Here is an 18,396-nt window from a genome sequence, read left to right on the forward strand (position 1 = left end):
CTCCCTTTAATATTAAACAAGGTCAAACAATGAACTTTTTATCACCTAAGCTGGGTTTCAGTCTGATTGCAGGTTTATTATTATCTTCCCCCTGTTTCGCCCAAATTAATGCCATTAAAGTAGAGCCTGAATCTTGGTGGGCGGGCATGCATAACAGCCAATTACAATTGCTTGTTTATGGCGAAAATATCAGTCAATTTGAAGTAAAATTACTTCACTCCACAGGCATTAAACTTGTCAAAGTGGATGCAAGTCAAAGCCAGCATCACCTTTTTATCGATTTAGATTTAACCCATGCCAAGCCACAAACGCTGACCTTGGGTCTTTATGATAAAGATGAATTAGTACAAGAAATTGAATATCCTATTTTAGCTCGCCAGAAAAATGCGCAACATCGTCAAGGTTTTAATAATAAAGATGTGATTTACCTGATCACGCCAGACCGTTTTGTTAATGGGGATCCCGACAATGATAGTCATCCGGATATGCTTGAAAAGGCAAACCGTAACGATAAAGATGGCCGACATGGCGGTGATATCTTGGGGATTAGAAAAGCGCTGCCCTACTTAAAAGATTTAGGGGTGACTCAGCTATGGATTAACCCATTGCTTGAAAATAATCAACGGCAGTATTCCTATCATGGTTACTCCACTACCAATTTTTATAAAATTGATCCTCGCTTTGGCAGTAATGCGGAGTACAAAGCTTTGGTTGAAGAAGCTCGTCACTTTGGTATTGGCATCATAAAGGATGTCATCGTCAATCACATGGGATCGGGGCACCACTGGATGGCAGGTGATAACAGTCTTGGATTTCCGACATCCACTTGGATTAATGGCCAATCAAACTGGTTACAGGATCATAAAAACATCGCTTACACCAGTCATCGACGCACGACAGTACAAGACCCTTATGCCGTAGCCAGTGATACTGCTGAATTTGAAAATGGCTGGTTTACCGACACCATGCCAGATCTCAACCAACGCGACCCACATTTAGCCACATATTTAATTCAAAATAGTATTTGGTGGGTTGAATATGCCGGACTCAGCGGCATTCGTGAAGACACCTACTCCTATGCCGATAAAGCCTTTTTAGCAAAATGGTCACAAGCGATTATGGCCGAATATCCACAATTTAATATTGTCGGCGAGGAATGGTCAGCCAACCCTATCACCGTTAGCTATTGGCAAGCGGGAAAAATCAATAAAGACGGTTATCAATCTTATTCGCCCAGCATGATGGATTTTCCTTTATATGAAAAAATCATTTCAAGCCTAAATGAAAAAGAAGACTGGGGCAGTGGTTTAATCAATCTGTATGAAATGTTAGCCAATGATGTGGTGTATGCCAGTCCGACTCAATTGGTACTATTTGAAGGCAATCATGACACTAATCGCTTATTTAGTTTATTAAATGAAGATATTGCCCTATACAAAATGGCCATGGCCTATGTATTAACCAGTAATCGCATCCCGCAAATTTTCTACGGTAGCGAAGTATTGATGACAAGTCCCACTAAAGACAGAAATGACGGTGCAGTCAGAGCTGATTTTCCTGGTGGATGGCAAGGCGATACTGTCAATGTGTTTGATAAACACAATTTGTCCACTGAGCAATTAGACGCATTGAACTTTACTCGAACGCTACTGCAATATCGTCAACAATCGGCGGCAATCACGTCGGGCGAATTAAAACACTTCGCACCTAAAAATGGGGTGTATGTGCAATTTAGGCAAGCTGAAAATGAACTCTTAATGATCATTTATAACAAAAATGATCAACCTATTGAGTTAGATTTACAGCGGTTTAATCAAATCATTCACCACGCTAATCAAGCAAAAGATATCCTGACCTCAAACATTTATGAGTTGGATTCGCCGCTTAAATTGACGCAAAAAGGTGTCACTATTTTGTCTCTCTCTCGATAAAGCAAAAGGTTATATGATGAAAAATGTGAAACAGAACCCAAGAGCTTTATCAATAGCCGTTAGCGCCTTACTGACATTGTCGGCTTGCTCAGAATTAATCTCGGTGAGCACTGAACATAACAAAACCGTGTCAATGGAACAGAGGTCAACTCAACTAGCGCCACTCTCACAAGATCTAAATAATACAGCAAACACAGATCTACCCCACAAAGCAGTGGTTTATCAAGTATTTACCCGCCTCTATGGCAACACCAATACCCGTAACAAGCCCTGGGGCACCATTGCCGAAAACGGCGTCGGTAAATTGAGTGATTTTACTGATATAGCCTTACAAGACATCAAATCATTAGGCACCACCCATATTTGGTATACCGGCATACCTCATCATGCATTGATTAATGATTACAGCAACATTGGCATCAGTAATGACGACCCAGATGTAGTCAAAGGAAGAGCCGGCTCACCTTATGCGGTGAAAGATTACTATAACGTTAATCCCGATTTGGCTGATGATCCGGCCAATCGCTTAGCTGAATTTGAAGCGTTAGTCGCGCGTACTCACCAGCATGGCATGAAAGTGATCATTGATATTGTGCCTAACCACGTTGCACGTAATTATCAGACCTTATCAACAGTCGATGGCGCTAAAAACTTTGGTGCCCAAGATGATAAAACGCAAATTTATGCCAAAGATAATAATTTTTACTATGTGGTTGGTGAAGACTTTCAAGTCCCTGATGCAACCGATGGCTACCAAGCGTTAAACGGTGAAGCCAATCCACTGAGTGATGGGTTATTTTTAGAGTCCCCGGCAAAATGGACCGGTAATGGCTCTCGGTTAGCCAAACCCGATGCTAATGACTGGTATGAAACGGTAAAAATTAATTATGGCGTCAAACCTGATGGCAGCCATGACTTCCCTGCTCTGCCACATAATTTTGATACTCAGCCTGTGGAGGCTCATTACGCTTTTTGGCAGGCACAACCAGCAAACACCATTCCTGACTCATGGAAAAAATTTGCCCACATCACCCAATTCTGGCTAGCAAAAGGGGTTGATGGCTTTCGTTATGATATGGCAGAGATGGTGCCGGTTGCATTTTGGAGTTATTTAAATAGCAACATCAAACACATTAATCCGCAGGCGTTTTTATTGGCTGAGGTATACAACCCCGATTTATATCGAGCCTATATTCACCAAGGTAAAATGGACTATCTGTATGACAAAGTCGATTTGTACGACACCTTAAAAGCCATTATTCAAGATAAAGCCAGTACCGCGCAAATTGCCACCGTTCAGGCAAAAGTGGCTGACATTGAAGCGCACATGCTGCATTTCTTAGAAAACCATGATGAGCAACGTATCCACACTAAAGACTTTGCGGGCACTGCCGAGGCCGCATTGCCGGCCATGGTAGTATCGACAACCTTGAGCCGTTCACCCACATTATTGTATTTTGGCCAAGATGTGGGTGAAGCAGCCACTGACAATGCCGGTTTTGGCCAAGCAACGCGTACCAGTATTTTTGATTATATAGGGGTACCCGCTCATCAACGCTGGATGAATAACGGTAAATTTGATGGTGGACAGTCAACTGTGCAAGAAAAAGCATTACGCCAATACTATCAAAACTTGCTCAATTTAAGTCATACGGCTCAAGCACTCAAGGGGGAGTATCAAGAGTTAGACAGTCACCAACGTGAAATAAATGTTGCCGGCTATAACGATAAAGTGTTTGCATTTGCCCGTTATACTCCAGCGCAAAAACTGATTATTGTGAGTAATTTCAGCTCACAGAACAGCAGTCAATTTTCACTTAATATCCCTAAAGACTTGATCAAAATTTGGACTATTGAAGCTGATGCCAAGCTAACAAATTTACTCGATGAAACAACACCATCTACTGATTTACTGCTGCAGCAAGATGGCAGCGCAACAATCAATATCGCATTACAGCCGCTTGAGTCGGTTATCTTAGCCGTGTCTCAATAACCGCTCCTACCCTCTTGAGTCATTGTTATTACTCAAGAGGGTAAATTGCATGGTCCAGCTCACGACCCAATATGATAACGAGCCAATTAGACCCTAAACCAATAAATCAATCCAGGCACAAGTTACAATACGTGCCTGTTTCACTTCTTGTCGATTGACGCTTTATACCATAACAGCATTTACATCACTCTGAATCATGCCCAGTATTAGCGTTACAACGTTAATGAAAGCTGAGATAATAGAACACACGCATTCGTTGATTGATTATCTTTCAGTGGCAAACATTTACCGCATTTTCTAACGAGTCTTAAATCAACGGTTGTTGAGCTTAATTAGATTGCGATTTCTTTTTCAACAGGATTTTTCATGCGCGCTTTTGTTTTACGAGCCAGAGCGGCTCCCGTCGACAGTAAACTTTTTCTTGCCGGAATTGGTCAAGAAGCACACACAGAAATTCTTGCCCATGTGCTAATGAACACTATTTTTGTGGCGCAATCCTATCGTGATGATGTGGTTGTTTATTTAGTGCTTGAAAGCACTAACGACTTTTCACGAACTATTTGCTTTACATCAAATGAATTACGCAATATCGGCGGATTTCATGAACAAAACCTCACCGCGAAGATTGCCAAAGCCCTTGATGCATCAAAAGGTATGACCAAAGAGCAATCTCGTGATGTTGAACCCGGCATAAACGTACGAACGGTAAGCTTTGAAAAGTTAGTCCAAGAGTTAGCTGAAGATTATCAATTATATATGTTAGAGAAAAAAGGCACGCCAGTAAGAGAAGTTGAGTTTGCTCACAATGCCTGTTTTTTGCTAACCGATCATATTCCTATGCCTAAAAAGAGCTTTAATAGCTTAAAACGTCTTGGTACCCAACATATTAATTTAGGCCCTAAAATGTTATTTGCTTCGCAATGTATTGTACTTATTCATAACGAATTAGACATGAGATAGCGCATACTACTTTTTGCCTGATGATATCCAAATAGTCAGACAAAGCGCTGGTCATAGGACACGTGAACTTATCGACTATAATTAAGCAATAGTTTTTTAGGTCAACACGTTAAATTTTCCATAATGATTGCAGCATCAACCATTGACTAAACCCTCGGTTTAAAGACATTCGACTCTACTACTTAGGCTCTCTATGATACATAAACGGTCCCAAGACATTGCCCCAAACAGCGACACAGTTAATTCTGTCAATGATCTTGCTAAGCTCGCTAACTATTCATTCATGGATACGTTAAATTGCGATCCTGATGCAACCCCAGATGGTATTGACTATGCGCCGCGCCAAGTATTGAGTGGTCACTATGTGACAGTTAAACCTACACCTATCGAAAACCCAGAGTACGTAGTGCATAGCACCCGCTTATTTGGCGATTTGGGTTTTACCGACAGCTTGGCGCAGTCAGCCGACTTTATCAATATGTTTTCCGGCGACATGTCGAATGTGCCAGCACCCATGAGTCAACTCGGTTGGGCATGTGGCTATGCGCTGTCCATCTTTGGCACTGAATACGTTCAGCAATGTCCATTCAAAACCGGTAATGGTTATGGAGATGGCCGAGCAATGTCGATATTTGAAGGCGTGTTCAAGGGGAAACGCTGGGAAATGCAGCTTAAAGGAGGCGGGCGAACGCCTTATTGTCGCGGGGCAGATGGTCGCGCGGTGTTGCGTTCAAGTGTCCGAGAATTCCTCGCGCAGGAGCACATGCACGCACTGGGTGTACCAACGTCACGTTCGCTGAGTTTGTATGTGTCAAAAACCGAAACTGTGTTGCGTCCTTGGTACTCTGAAGGGTCGCGTTCGCAAGATCCTGACCGAATGATTTCTGAAGCGGTAGCCATTTCAACGCGTGTTGCATCATCCTTTATTCGGGTCGGTCAGCTGGAACTTTTCGGCCGCCGTGCGCGTATACAAGCTCATCCACAAGCAATGGCAGAACTTACCCAACTGGTGTTGCATTTAATCGATCGTGAATACGCTGATGTGATCGACCCGCAACTGAGCCTTAGCGATAAAGTGTTATTATTAGCGCTTGAGTTTCGTAAGCGCTTAACGTCTTTGGTAGCAAACTGGATCCGTGTCGGTTATTGCCAAGGTAACTTTAATAGCGACAACTGTGCCGCAGGTGGTTTTACTCTTGACTACGGCCCTTTTGGTTTTTGCGATGTATTTAGTCCACAATATCAACCTTGGACAGGCGGGGGTCAGCATTTTGCTTTTTTAAATCAAGGTGTGGCGGCAGAGCGTAATTTCTTAATGTTTTGCACTGCGTTAAGTCCATTGATCGCCACTCATCCCGATGAGCTCGACCAACTTCAACGGTTAGTGAATGGCTTTACTACCGAGATGCAAACAAAAATGCAGCAGATGTGGGCTACAAAACTGGGGCTTATTACATTCAATCAGCCGCTATTTCATGAGCTTGAAGCGCTAATGATCAAAACGCCAGTTGATTACACCCTGTTCTTTCGTGAACTCTGTGCGCTACCTGCCAATATTACCCCGCTAAAAAAATGTTTCTATCAACCTCCTTCCAAGGCAATTGAGCAACAGTGGACAGCTTGGTTAACCCAGTGGCATTCGCTACTCGATTGCACTGAAGATGTTGAAACGGTAGATTCGAATACTGTTGCAAGTCATAACCACGCCGAAATTACAAACCATATAAACTCAAGTCCGAGCCGTACCCGTGAGCAAATATCGGTACAGATGAAACAGGTTAACCCCAAATACAGCTTACGTGAGTGGTTATTGGTGCCTGCATACAGCCAAGCCAGTGAGGGCAATTACTCACTTGTTCGAGAGCTTCAGGCTGTGATGACACAACCGTATGCCGAGCAAACGCAGGAAATAGAAGATAAATACTATCAACTGAAAGCACCTGAGTTTTTTGCTATCGGGGGACTGTCGCATTTAAGCTGCTCATCGTAAGGTTAACACCACGAGTGAGCCAGAAATAAGCCTTGAATACGTATGTAGAACTTTGCGAAAAAATCACAAAGCGTCATATATTGCTTGTTGAATATAAAATAATAAACAACAAGGATTTTGTATGGCGCACGCTAATTTATCTGGCTCAATTAAATTACTCTTGGCCACTAAAACCCCCTACTCCAAGCATCTAATGGCCTCAAGTATTACCCCTCGAATCGCAGGCATAGCAAAAGAAATGTGTTTCACGCCAAAGCTTATCAGTGTGTCCTGTGCGCTGGCTCTTTTCAGCTTAGCCATTCCAAACATCACCCAAGCGAAAACGGTCAATGTCGCTTCCCCTGACAAGCACATTTCTATCAGTGTGACAGACGATAATGGCTACCCTGAATATCAAGTTCAATTTAACGGTAAAACCGTGGTTAACCCGAGTAAATTGGGTTTAGTGTTTGCGCAATTGGGTGAGTTTGGCGTTGATTTTAATATTAGCGATATTAAAAGTAACAGCGTCGATCAAACTTGGCAGCTGCCTTGGGGGGAGCGTGAAAATGTGCGCGACCATTACAACCGCATTGTGGCGACTTTCAGTAATGGCAGAATTAATTTTGATATTGAATTTAAAGCCTTTAATGACGGTATAGGATTTCGCTACTCTGTGCCAAAACAAGCTGGATTGGCGAGCACACCCAAACTGGATATTATTGACGAATTAACCGAATTTTCCATACCCGATCCCCAGCAGACTACCGCATGGTGGATCCCTGGGCGCGGTTGGAACCGTTATGAATATTTATACCGTACAACTTCACTCGATAAAATCGACCGTGCGCATACGCCAATGACGTTCAGAACGGCTGATGGTGTACATTTAAGTATTCATGAAGCCGCCCTCACCGACTATGCTGCTATGGTACTTAATCAAGGCCGTGATGGCACATTACACGCCGATCTTACCCCTTGGTCTGACGGTATTCGTGTTAAAACCCAACCTGGTTTCAACACTCCTTGGCGCACCATACAGATTAGTGACAATGCTGTCGGCTTACTCAATTCAGATTTAATTTTAAACCTCAATGAGCCAAACACACTTGGCGACGTATCATGGGTGAAACCAGGTAAATATATCGGTATTTGGTGGGCAATGCATATCAATGAAAAAACATGGGGCAGCGGAGCAAAACACGGTGCCACTACAGCAGAAACTAAGCGCTATATGGACTTTGCAGCCCAATATGGATTTGATGGCGTATTGGTTGAAGGTTGGAATGAAGGCTGGGATGGTAGTTGGTTTCATAACGGTGATGTATTTAGTTTCACTCAGCCTTATGCCGATTTTGATATGCAGGCCATCAGCCAATACGGGTTAACTAAAAATGTGCGTCTAATAGGTCATCATGAAACATCTGGCTCGGTAACGAATTATCGTAAACAAATGTCTGCCGCCTATGATTTATATCAACAACATGGTGTCACCCAAATCAAAACCGGTTATGTGGCTGATGGCGGTGATATCAAACGCGTCGATGATAATGGCATTATTCGCCATGAATGGCACGATGGTCAGTTTATGGTTAATGAATATCTGCATAGCGTGACCGAAGCGGCTAAACGCGGGATCAGCATTAATACCCATGAACCGATCAAAGATACTGGCTTGCGCCGCACTTACCCCAATTGGATCGCCCGTGAAGGTGCCAGAGGTCAAGAATTCAACGCCTGGGGAACCCCGCCCAATAATCCTGAACATACCGCTATTTTACCTTACACTCGTATGTTATCGGGTCCAATGGATTTTACCCCAGGCATATTCAATTTAGCCCCCGAAGGACTCGATGCGGTTAATCGTGTTCAAACCACGCTGATGAAACAATTGGCCTTGTATGTTGTGTTATACAGCCCAATTCAAATGGCCGCTGATTTACCCCGTAACTATGTTGAGCGCTTGGATGCATTTCAATTCATTTTGGACGTGCCAACTGACTGGAGCGAATCAAAAGCGCTGGCAGGTGAAGTGGGTGAATATGTCGTATTTGCACGTAAGTCGCGTCAAAATAACGATTGGTTTTTGGGCGCATTAACCGATGAGCAACCGCGTAGTATCAATATTAGCCTAGATTTCCTCAGCCCTAAAACAAAATACCTAGCTCAAATATACCGTGACGGTGACCAAGCTGATTGGTTAACTCATCCTTATGATTATGTTATTGAGCAAAAAACCGTAACCGCAAATGATAAATTAACCTTATCAATGGCTAGCAGTGGCGGTACAGCAATTAGATTTAAAGCCATTAAATAACAATGTTTTATATTTAAAACTCATTCAACTTTGATACCTAAAAGTGTAACCAAAAAGTATCGTTTAAGTTGTTAAAGATGGATGAATACGTATGTATTCAGTTGTGTAAAACAAGAGCCCGAGGCTACTATAAAACCTGCTAATTTCACTCTCTGCTTGTGGAGATGAAGAAGGCTAGGTCGTTTCTGATACCGAACAGGCCATGGGAAGTATCAGCTTTGGAGTACCTCGATTAACTTTATTGGGTGTTTTTGATTACCGAATAAAGGTATTAGGTGTTTGGCGAATACCCGTCTTAGGGAGATGTGTATTCGCCATTTTTTTATCTAGCGAGTGAGCAAGGGTAAGCAATAGATTTACCCCTTAAAAGGAAGAAGAATGTCGGCAAATAACCAAAACAATCAAACGCTGAACCCCATACCCAATACCCAGCCACAACTTAATTTTTGGCAAATATTTAATATGTGTTTTGGATTCTTAGGGATCCAGTTTGGTTTCGCACTGCAAAATGCCAATGTCAGTCGAATATTTCAAACACTGGGCGCCGATATTGAAGCAATTCCCATTCTATGGATAGCTGCACCGCTAACGGGGTTAATTGTCCAGCCTATTATTGGCTATTTAAGTGATAATACTTGGAACGTGTTAGGTCGTCGTCGTCCCTACTTTCTGATTGGCGCAGTGCTCACCACCCTGTCTTTATTTATCATGCCACACTCACCAACCCTTTGGATTGCTGCGGGTATGTTGTGGATAATGGATGCGTCAATCAATATTGCAATGGAACCTTTTCGTGCCTTTGTAGGAGATAATTTACCCCCAAACCAACGTACCCAAGGCTATGCCATGCAAAGCTTCTTCATTGGAATTGGTGCGGTAATCGCCTCTGCGCTGCCTTACATTCTGACCAATTACTTTGATGTCGCTAACACCGCACCTGCTGGCGAAATCGCAGATTCAGTGCGCTATGCCTTTTATTTTGGTGGTGCGGTTCTGTTCTTGTCAGTGGGTTGGACCGTGATTTCAACCAAAGAATATTCTCCGCAAGAACTGGCACATTTTCACCAACAGGAATCAGCACAACAACAGACTCACTCAGTCAATACCCGTACAACAGGGCAATATCGCAATGGCGCATGGGTATGGATGGCTATCGGCGCAATCTTTACTGCGTCAATCGTCTTTAATGACTTAGATAAACAACTGTACATTTTAAGCTTAGGTATTTTTGCCTTTGGTCCATTACAACTCATCTGTTCAATCAAGCTTGCCAAAAAACAACAACAGCCGCGCAGTGCACTTGGTTTGGTTTTCAATGTAGTCGATGATCTGTTTCACATGCCTAAAGCCATGCGGCAATTAGCTGTGGTGCAATTTTTTGCCTGGTTTGCATTATTTGCTATGTGGATATATACCACAGCAGCAGTAACAGCTCATCACTATGGTACTTCCGATGTGGTCAGTCAGGCATACAATGACGGGGCTGATTGGGTCGGTATGTTATTTGCCTCATATAATGGCTTTGCGGCCATTGCGGCAATCATTATTCCTTTTTTAGCCAAAGCGGTTGGCATTAAGCTTACCCATACTATCAACATGTTTATGGGTGGCATCGGCTTAATCAGTTTCTATTTTATTCAAGACCCTACACAATTATGGATCCCGATGATCGGCGTAGGTTTTGCCTGGGCATCCATCCTATCAGTACCATATGCCATGTTATCAGGGGTGTTACCACCGCAAAAAATGGGTGTGTATATGGGAATATTTAATTTCTTCATTGTGATACCTCAACTATTGGCCGCCAGTATTCTTGGACTGTTATTGAAGTTATTTTTTGATGGCCAGCCGATTTATGCCGTGATGTTAGGCGGTATTTTTATGATGATTTCAGGTATTGCGGTGCTATTTGTTGATCAAAATAAACACACTCAATAACGCGTTATCGAATTACATTTCAATAAAATAAACAATAAAAAATTTGGGGATTGACATGTTAAAGCCACGCTCAGTGATCAAAAAATCAGTATTAACCAGTGCCATTACCATAGGGTTACTTGGGTTATCCGCCTGTTCAGAGCAACCATCGGCTAAAGCGGATCAGATTACACCATCGGCGGCAAGCTCAGTTGCACCTGGCGCTCCAGGCGCTGAACCAGTATGGGCATTTTCAGGTAAAACAGGCATAGGCACCTCGTATGAGCCATACACTGATGGGCAATATCAAGGTACAAAAGCGAACCCAATTAGCAAAGTGTGGTTTTCAGTCGCACAGGGCATTTTAACCGAAACCATGTATGGCCTGATCCACAATGCGCAGTTAAAAGAACTGCAATTTGTGATTGTCGGCAAGGATTTTATTGATACTGAAAAAGATCATACAAACAGTACCATCGAATATTTACACACTGATGCGCAAGGCCGACCATTGTCTTTAGCCTATAAAATCATCAATAAAGATAAAGATGGAAAATACCAAATTGAAAAGCATATTTTTACCGATCCAAACCGTGACAGTTTAATGATGAAAGTGGTATTCACTGCCTTTGAAGATGGGATTACTCCGTACCTTTATGCTAACCCGCATATTGATAATAGTGGTGCTAATGACATCGCTCAGGTTGAAGGCAATGCGCTGTTGGCTCATACCAACGCTAACAATTCATCAGTATTAACCATTCGTTCAGATGTTGACTTTGTTAAAGCCAGCGCAGGCTTTGTAGGTACCTCGGACGGTTTAATTGATTTGGCTGACAATGGCCAATTAGACAATATTTATCAAACCACCGCAGCCGACAATATCCGTGTCGGTAATGTCGCCTTAACCGCGCAATACCCTACCTTAAATAGCAACAGTTATACGGTTAACTTCACCCTTGGATTTGGTGCCAATAAACAAGCCAGTTTAGACAATGCCAATGCCACCTTAGCATTGGGTTATGACGCGGTATTAAGCGCATACCTTGGTGATGAAAAGCATGTGGGCTGGAAAGATTATATTTCCTCACTTGCCCCGCTTACCACCATGGCCAATAACACCACAGATGGCGGCAAATTACTTTACGCCAGTGCGCTAGTGTTAAAAGCTCAGGAAGATAAAACCCATGCAGGGGCCTTAATTGCCTCTTTATCTAACCCTTGGGGTGACACGGTTTCTGCCAAAGTGGGTAGTACAGGCTATAAAGCCGTTTGGCCGCGTGATTTTTACCAATGTGCCATGGCATTTTTAGCCATGGGCGACACCCAGACGCCTAAAGTGGCATTTGAATACCTGAAAAAAGTTCAGGTTACAGAGAATACCCCCGGTTATGAAGGCACGCCAGGATGGTTTTTACAAAAAACCCATGTTGATGGCGAAATTGAATGGGTGGGTGTACAGCTTGATCAAACCGCAATGCCAATCATGTTAGGATGGAAGTTGTGGCAAGCGGGTGTACTATCCGATGCTGAAGCAACTCACTGGTATCAACAAATGCTTAAACCTGCTGCAGACTTTTTAATCACTGGCGGTAAGGTAAAACTGGATTGGAATGATACCCAAATCAATCCTCCTAGTACCCAACAAGAGCGCTGGGAAGAACAAGCAGGTTATTCGCCATCCACCACAGCTGCTGTAATAGCGGGTCTAGTGGCGGCAAGTGAGCTTGCTACCCTCGCGAAAGATAAAAGTAGCTCAGACTACTTGAACGCCGCCCGTAAACTCGAATCTGAATTATCGACGACTATGGTAACTAACACTGGTGCATTTGCGCAAAATAATCAGGGAGAGACTAAGCCGTTTTATCTGCGTATAAGTCCAAATGGTACCCCAAATACCGCGGATAAATTACTCGATAATAATGGTAAAACGGGCATCGACCAGCGCTTAATTTTAGATGCGGGATTTTTAGAGTTGGTACGCTATGGGGTGAAAAATGCCCAAGATCCTATTATTCAAAATAGTGTCATGCTGGTGGATAATACAAACATTGAAGATAACTTAAGAGTAAAATACGAATTTAATGCCAAAGATGGTACTACAATTCCAGGTTATCGACGTTATGGCAACGATGGCTATGGCGAAGATACTGTCACAGGTTTAAGTTATGCTGAAAAAGGCAATACTGAGCAGCAGCGAGGACGCGTATGGCCATTCTTTACCGGTGAGCGCGGTCATTATGAGTTAGCGCTGGCAAAATCAACTGGTAACCTTACGCCAGAAACAAAAAGCCAACTACTCAACACCTATGTACAAGGCATGGAAACTTTTGCCAACCAAGGGTTAATGTTACCCGAACAATCTTGGGATGGCGTTGGCAATGTAACACGTTACCAGTACGCGTTAGGGCAAGGGACAAATTCAGCCACGCCTTTAGCTTGGACTCACGCTGAATATGTTAAATTGGTTCGCTCCATGACGGATGAACAGGTGTGGGACCACTACCCTATTGTTGAGCAGAAGCTCACACCTTAGTATCGATATAAACCATCAACCATACGGTCAAGGTCGCAACCATCTCCCCCACGATGGAATAAACCCCCATTAATACCGCTAAACAGACAAGTTTGGCGGTATTTTTTATCTGTTTAGCTTGTTAATTAACAATGAAATTGATACTACTAGCTGTGCAACTTTGGTATAAAGCCACCAAATATTAGCTTAATAAAATCTCAAAATTAGGATATTAAACAATGGAATGGTATGTAAAAGTATTAAAACAATATTTTGTATTCAGTGGACGAGCGCGCCGTAAAGAATATTGGATGTTTACCTTATTCAACTTTATCGTCAGCTTCGTACTATCACTGATTGATATGGGCATTGGCAGTTTTGATGAAATCACAGGTTTGGGTGCTCTAAGCGGCGTTTATACCCTATTAGTGCTTATTCCAAGTATTGCGGTTGCAGTGAGACGCTTACATGACACTAATCATTCTGGCTGGTGGTTATTCATTGGTTTAATCCCATTACTGGGCGCCTTATTCTTATTAGTGGTATTCTGTTTTGATAGTAAAGAAGATAATGAATATGGTCCAAACCCTAAAATGTTAGCTGATAATGAATTAAACGCGTAATTGACAATCAAAGGTCAGTTGATAAATTATGCAATCGGCTATTTTTCTGTCAGGCAATCACTAATGAACGCCGTTTAGCCCGCTAAATAAGTGAATTTGCGGGCAAAATGACTGGGAAATAGCCCCTATTCGCTGCAAAAACAATCTCTACAGATCAACACGCCCCAGTACATATTATTGAAGTTGAAAAATAACAGATCAAAACTAAAAAGCATATTGTCGCGTTTAAGCGCATCAATATGCTTTTTGTCGGCAACGGTTGAAGTTATCTATCAGCACTCAATCAAACCTTATCAATACCCATCTTTAAGGGGTAACTAACCGCGTAATTTTTGCACTATTGTCATTAGCGCTAATGCTATCGCTCCCGCAACAACCCCGAATAAAGCATTTAATACACTTGGCGTGATTGCCGCTAACACTGCGCCGATATAGTCGAAATAAGAGACCCACCCGCTTGCTTGCTCAAACAACTCGCTTATAACATGCAAGCCGTGGGTGAGAATTCCGCCGCCGACCATAAACATGGCAATAGTACCAACAACGGTTAATGTTTTCATTAAATAAGGGGCGGCGAGAATTAATTTTAACCCCAAATAACGCCCAAAGCGGGTCCATACCCCCTCACCTTGACGCTTATTCAGGTAAAAACCTAGGTCATCTATTTTTACAATCCCGGCGACTAATCCATAAACACCAACGGTCATCACTATGGCAATGACAGACAAGGTGAGAAATTGGTTCATTAAGTCTGATCCCGCAACGACGCCTAAACTAATGGCAATGATCTCAGCTGACAATACAAAATCCGTTCGAATGGCCCCCTTTACCTTTTCTTGTTCATAGGCCCGTAAATCTTGTACATCTTGGGCCAATTTTTGTTCAACCATATTATCATTGAGTGAATTTTCTTGCTGACGATGAGTATAGGAATGGTGTAGTTTTTCGAATCCCTCATAACACAAGAATAAGCCGCCGAACATTAATAGCGGCGTAATGGCCCAGGGAATAAAAGCGCTGATCACTAATGCCGCAGGCACCAATATCAGTTTATTACGAAAAGAGCCTTTGGCAACCGCCCATACTACGGGTAACTCTCGTTCAGCTGCCACGCCCGAAACTTGCTGAGCATTTAATGCTAAATCATCCCCCAATACCCCTGCCGTTTTACGTGCGGCAACTTTACTCATGGCAGCAACATCGTCCAAAATCGTTGCTATATCATCAAGTAATGTCAGTAAACTTGCACCTGCCATAATCTGGTTATTCCTTATTAAACGCGTTATAACGCATACTGCCAAAGTAAGCCAAATGAATCAAAATCGTTACCAATGCGCGTAATCACACCTGTATTCGCGTAAAACTTCAGGCTATGCTGTTGATTTAACGCTAACGAATAAGTGAGGCCAAAACGAGAGTTGTCCTGTTCATCGTTGGCATCCACACCATCTTTACGGGTTTGTCCGCCGATAAAGTAATTTGCGCTCAACGATAGCCACTGCCCTTTGGCCAAACTGTAGATGAGATGACCTTGAAGTGAATATTGTGGCGCTTTCTCTAAATAAATTCCGTTATAAAACTCATCGTTGTCTTGATATAAGCGCACCGTAGTATTTGCGCTGTAATACCAATGACCTACTTTATACGACACACCAAAACCGGGTCTGAACACCCATTGATTTGCACCAATATTGACTAATTTACTCGCATCATAATCCCCTAACGGAGCTGTTACCTGCAAACTCGCTCCCATCACAAAACCTTCTTGGTATTGGGCAAATTCTTGACGAGTTAAAGACGGCGCACCATAAAAATTCCATGTTAATCTGAATGTCGGATCGCTAAAACCACAACGTTCGCCTTCAACATATTCACCCTGAAATATTGCCGAACCGCTTATACAGACTCGACTTGCAGCCATGTCGAATTTTGACGAACTGCCCCCTAAATCAAACGTGGTTGCATAACCTAAAATACCAGCATTGATTTCGACATCAGAATCTTTCAATGGCACTTCAGGCGCTGGCGATAAACCGCCCTGAGAACGGCCATAACCGGCGGCCAAAAAGTGCATATCGATTGGAATATTGGAATAACTGCGAGGCTCTAAATCTTGTGCCAAACCCTGCAAGCTTAACAAGCTGCTCATGAGGCAAAAAGGAAGGATTAACGGTTTAATCAAATGTTGAAATGGTAGCGTTGGCATTGAATCTATCAGTCCTTTAATGATTATTGCAACATAAACACACTGCATCACAGTGTGTTTACTGAGCTAATTTATTACCCTAAAATTAATCAGTGGTGGCACCACATGATTGACGAACAACAAGATTAGTTGGGATCAACATGGGAGAAACCGCTTGGCCACGAATAAGCTTTAATAAACTTTCAACCAATATTTCACCGGCCAGTTGGGTGTTTTGCTTAATGGTAGTCAATGATGGATTAGCGAAACTGGCCACTGGAATATCATCATAACCAATAATGGCAACATCCGTTGGCACGGTTACACCGCGTTTCTTCAACGCCCGTAATGCACCAATGGCGATTAAATCACTGGCCGCAAAGATGGCATCAAACGCTATTCCTTTATCCATCAGTGCATTAGCAGCATCAAATCCTGAGCTTTCAGTGCTTATGGCATCAAACTGCAATTGTTTGTTCGGCTTAATTTGCTGTGATTTTAAGGCTTCACAATGACCAAGATAGCGATCTCTAAATTCAGGGCTATGGCTCGATGCATCACCTAAAAATGCAATTTTTTTTCGACCTTGGGCGAGCATATGTTCAGTAGCAATCACGCCACCTTGATGGTTATCGCAACCGATAGATAAGACGGATTTATTATTGTGTTCGGCACCCCAAATAACAAAGTGAGTGTTTTGTGCCAGTAATTTCTCCAGCTTATGGGCGTAATCCATGTAGTCGCCATAGCCTAATAAAATAATACCATCAGCTTTATTGCTGTCTTCGTAATCAGCATGCCAATCACTTGAAAGCTGTTGAAATGACACTAATAAATCATAACCTTGCTGGGCAGTTGCACGTGTGATTGATCCCAACATAGACAAAAAGAACGGATTAATCATAGAATCATCATTAGTCGGATCTTCACAGATTAATAATGCCAAAGTGTGACTATTCTGAGTCCGCAAATTACTGGCATTCTTATCAACTTTATAGTTCATTTCTTTGGCAATGGCCTGAATGCGCTGCCGAGTTTCTAAATTTACTAAAGGGCTGTTTCTTAACGCGCGTGAAACCGTAGATTGGGAAACGCCTGCGCGATAAGCAATATCAATCGATGTTGCTTTAGATGCCATGTTTATCGCTCTACCTTTGTCAAAATACACATATCAGTTTTCAATTAAAGTCCTAACTCATTCAATAAATGATCCGCTTCAGCCACTGCTACGCCTTTAATACTTTGCTCTTGTTTAGGTTTCGTTTTAGTCACTTTGTTAGCAAGTACATTCTGTTGGCGGTGAGTTTCAATGAGAGAGTCGGGATCGAACTCTTCATCCATTTCAAAATCTTCAGAACGCATAAATTCAGTTTTATCCATCGCAAACTCAAGATAAAAAATATGGTTATTTTCAGTTTTAAATGACACTCGGCGTGCAACGGCATTATCAAGGTTAGTATCAACAGAAATGGTCAACTCTTTGTTGATTGTCAGCATTTTAGGTTGGCTTTGACTAATGGATGTTTGCAGTTCTTTCGAAATTTTGCCGATAAAATCCCCCAAAATCTGATTCATCAGCTCGCCCATGACATTGGCAACATCATCTGAAGTATGTGAAAAAGCCAGTTCAGTTTCTGGCATTCCCATGTTAATCATATAACGGCGGTAGATTTCGATGGCAGCATCAGCTGAAAAGTTGATCACTACTAGGCCTGAAAATCCCCCATCAAAAATAGAAAAGCAGCCTAAGTCCGGTTTTAATCGGGTACGTGAAATAGATTGCACCATGCCTGCGTGAGTCACCTGACTTGCACTGGTGCTGGAAAGTACATGGGAAACTGAATGGCAGAGTTTTAACAAAATATCGTCATTGTTAACGGTTTGATATGCATTCATGTTGGAGATACCTTATTTTTATAATTAGTCTAATCTTGCGGGTAAAATGATAAAAAATCAAAATTAAAACAACTCTTTAGCTTATTAAGT

At 42.4% G+C, this 18,396-nt stretch carries 12 protein-coding genes; 8 read left to right on the forward strand and 4 right to left on the reverse strand.

Translation table 11 applies throughout. The annotated features are described in order from the left end of the window. The first annotated feature begins 29 nt into the window (after positions 1 to 29). The 8 genes from OHT75_RS15950 (at position 30) to OHT75_RS15985 (ending at position 14,225) form a co-directional block, all read left to right on the forward strand. Positions 30 to 1,931 carry a glycoside hydrolase family 13 protein gene (locus OHT75_RS15950; RefSeq protein ID WP_264728395.1) on the forward strand — a complete coding sequence of 634 codons (1,902 nt, stop codon included), beginning with the start codon at positions 30 to 32 and terminating at the stop codon, positions 1,929 to 1,931. 16 nt (positions 1,932 to 1,947) lie between these two features. Next, on the forward strand, positions 1,948 to 3,924 hold the full coding sequence (locus tag OHT75_RS15955) for an alpha-amylase family protein (RefSeq protein WP_454877255.1): 1,977 nt from the start codon (positions 1,948 to 1,950) through the stop codon (positions 3,922 to 3,924). A 366-nt stretch (positions 3,925 to 4,290) separates the two neighbouring features. Continuing rightward, a complete protein-coding gene (gene trmY, locus OHT75_RS15960) occupies positions 4,291 to 4,884 on the forward strand; it encodes a tRNA (pseudouridine(54)-N(1))-methyltransferase TrmY (RefSeq protein WP_264728399.1) in 594 nt (197 codons plus the stop codon). Between the two features lie 193 nt (positions 4,885 to 5,077). Then, complete coding sequence (locus OHT75_RS15965; protein WP_264728401.1) at positions 5,078 to 6,874, forward strand: protein adenylyltransferase SelO; 1,797 nt, start codon at positions 5,078 to 5,080, stop codon at positions 6,872 to 6,874. A 238-nt stretch (positions 6,875 to 7,112) separates the two neighbouring features. Next, on the forward strand, positions 7,113 to 9,170 hold the full coding sequence (locus OHT75_RS15970) for a glycoside hydrolase family 97 protein (RefSeq protein WP_264729048.1): 2,058 nt from the start codon (positions 7,113 to 7,115) through the stop codon (positions 9,168 to 9,170). A 378-nt stretch (positions 9,171 to 9,548) separates the two neighbouring features. Further along, the gene (locus OHT75_RS15975) at positions 9,549 to 11,108 is read left to right on the forward strand and encodes an MFS transporter (RefSeq protein ID WP_264728403.1); all 1,560 of its coding nucleotides are present in this window, start codon (positions 9,549 to 9,551) and stop codon (positions 11,106 to 11,108) included. 55 nt (positions 11,109 to 11,163) lie between these two features. Beyond that, positions 11,164 to 13,623 carry a glycoside hydrolase family 15 protein gene (locus tag OHT75_RS15980; RefSeq protein WP_264728405.1) on the forward strand — a complete coding sequence of 820 codons (2,460 nt, stop codon included), beginning with the start codon at positions 11,164 to 11,166 and terminating at the stop codon, positions 13,621 to 13,623. Between the two features lie 218 nt (positions 13,624 to 13,841). After that, on the forward strand, positions 13,842 to 14,225 hold the full coding sequence (locus OHT75_RS15985) for a DUF805 domain-containing protein (protein ID WP_264728407.1): 384 nt from the start codon (positions 13,842 to 13,844) through the stop codon (positions 14,223 to 14,225). A 317-nt stretch (positions 14,226 to 14,542) separates the two neighbouring features. Here OHT75_RS15985 and OHT75_RS15990 read toward each other — a convergent pair whose 3' ends face one another. The 4 genes from OHT75_RS15990 to OHT75_RS16005 all read right to left on the reverse strand — a co-directional run bounded on the left by OHT75_RS15990 (position 14,543) and on the right by OHT75_RS16005 (position 18,306). Beyond that, positions 14,543 to 15,481 (reverse strand): DUF808 domain-containing protein, encoded by a 939-nt coding sequence (locus OHT75_RS15990; protein ID WP_264728409.1) that lies wholly within the window; start codon positions 15,479 to 15,481, stop codon positions 14,543 to 14,545. Between the two features lie 26 nt (positions 15,482 to 15,507). Beyond that, positions 15,508 to 16,431, reverse strand: coding sequence for a transporter (locus tag OHT75_RS15995; protein ID WP_264728411.1), 924 nt, complete (start codon positions 16,429 to 16,431; stop codon positions 15,508 to 15,510). A gap of 85 nt (positions 16,432 to 16,516) precedes the next feature. Then, the gene (locus OHT75_RS16000; RefSeq protein WP_264728412.1) at positions 16,517 to 17,548 is read right to left on the reverse strand and encodes a LacI family DNA-binding transcriptional regulator; all 1,032 of its coding nucleotides are present in this window, start codon (positions 17,546 to 17,548) and stop codon (positions 16,517 to 16,519) included. 44 nt (positions 17,549 to 17,592) lie between these two features. After that, a complete protein-coding gene (locus tag OHT75_RS16005) occupies positions 17,593 to 18,306 on the reverse strand; it encodes a DUF3334 family protein (protein ID WP_264728414.1) in 714 nt (237 codons plus the stop codon). Positions 18,307 to 18,396 lie beyond the last annotated feature (90 nt).

It is taken from the genome of Shewanella subflava, assembly GCF_025971955.1.
In the GTDB taxonomy this organism is placed as follows: domain Bacteria; phylum Pseudomonadota; class Gammaproteobacteria; order Enterobacterales; family Shewanellaceae; genus Shewanella; species Shewanella subflava.

What these genes read in the sequence shown, in the direction of transcription:
- OHT75_RS15950 (WP_264728395.1), top strand. Translation starts at nt 30, where the DNA reads ATGAACTTTTTATCACCTAAGCTGGGTTTCAGTCTGATTGCAGGTTTA.
- OHT75_RS15955 (WP_454877255.1), top strand. Translation starts at nt 1,948, where the DNA reads ATGAAAAATGTGAAACAGAACCCAAGAGCTTTATCAATAGCCGTTAGC.
- trmY (WP_264728399.1), top strand. Translation starts at nt 4,291, where the DNA reads ATGCGCGCTTTTGTTTTACGAGCCAGAGCGGCTCCCGTCGACAGTAAA.
- OHT75_RS15965 (WP_264728401.1), top strand. Translation starts at nt 5,078, where the DNA reads ATGATACATAAACGGTCCCAAGACATTGCCCCAAACAGCGACACAGTT.
- OHT75_RS15970 (WP_264729048.1), top strand. Translation starts at nt 7,113, where the DNA reads ATGTGTTTCACGCCAAAGCTTATCAGTGTGTCCTGTGCGCTGGCTCTT.
- OHT75_RS15975 (WP_264728403.1), top strand. Translation starts at nt 9,549, where the DNA reads ATGTCGGCAAATAACCAAAACAATCAAACGCTGAACCCCATACCCAAT.
- OHT75_RS15980 (WP_264728405.1), top strand. Translation starts at nt 11,164, where the DNA reads ATGTTAAAGCCACGCTCAGTGATCAAAAAATCAGTATTAACCAGTGCC.
- OHT75_RS15985 (WP_264728407.1), top strand. Translation starts at nt 13,842, where the DNA reads ATGGAATGGTATGTAAAAGTATTAAAACAATATTTTGTATTCAGTGGA.
- OHT75_RS15990 (WP_264728409.1), bottom strand. Translation starts at nt 15,481, where the DNA reads ATGGCAGGTGCAAGTTTACTGACATTACTTGATGATATAGCAACGATT.
- OHT75_RS15995 (WP_264728411.1), bottom strand. Translation starts at nt 16,431, where the DNA reads ATGCCAACGCTACCATTTCAACATTTGATTAAACCGTTAATCCTTCCT.
- OHT75_RS16000 (WP_264728412.1), bottom strand. Translation starts at nt 17,548, where the DNA reads ATGGCATCTAAAGCAACATCGATTGATATTGCTTATCGCGCAGGCGTT.
- OHT75_RS16005 (WP_264728414.1), bottom strand. Translation starts at nt 18,306, where the DNA reads ATGAATGCATATCAAACCGTTAACAATGACGATATTTTGTTAAAACTC.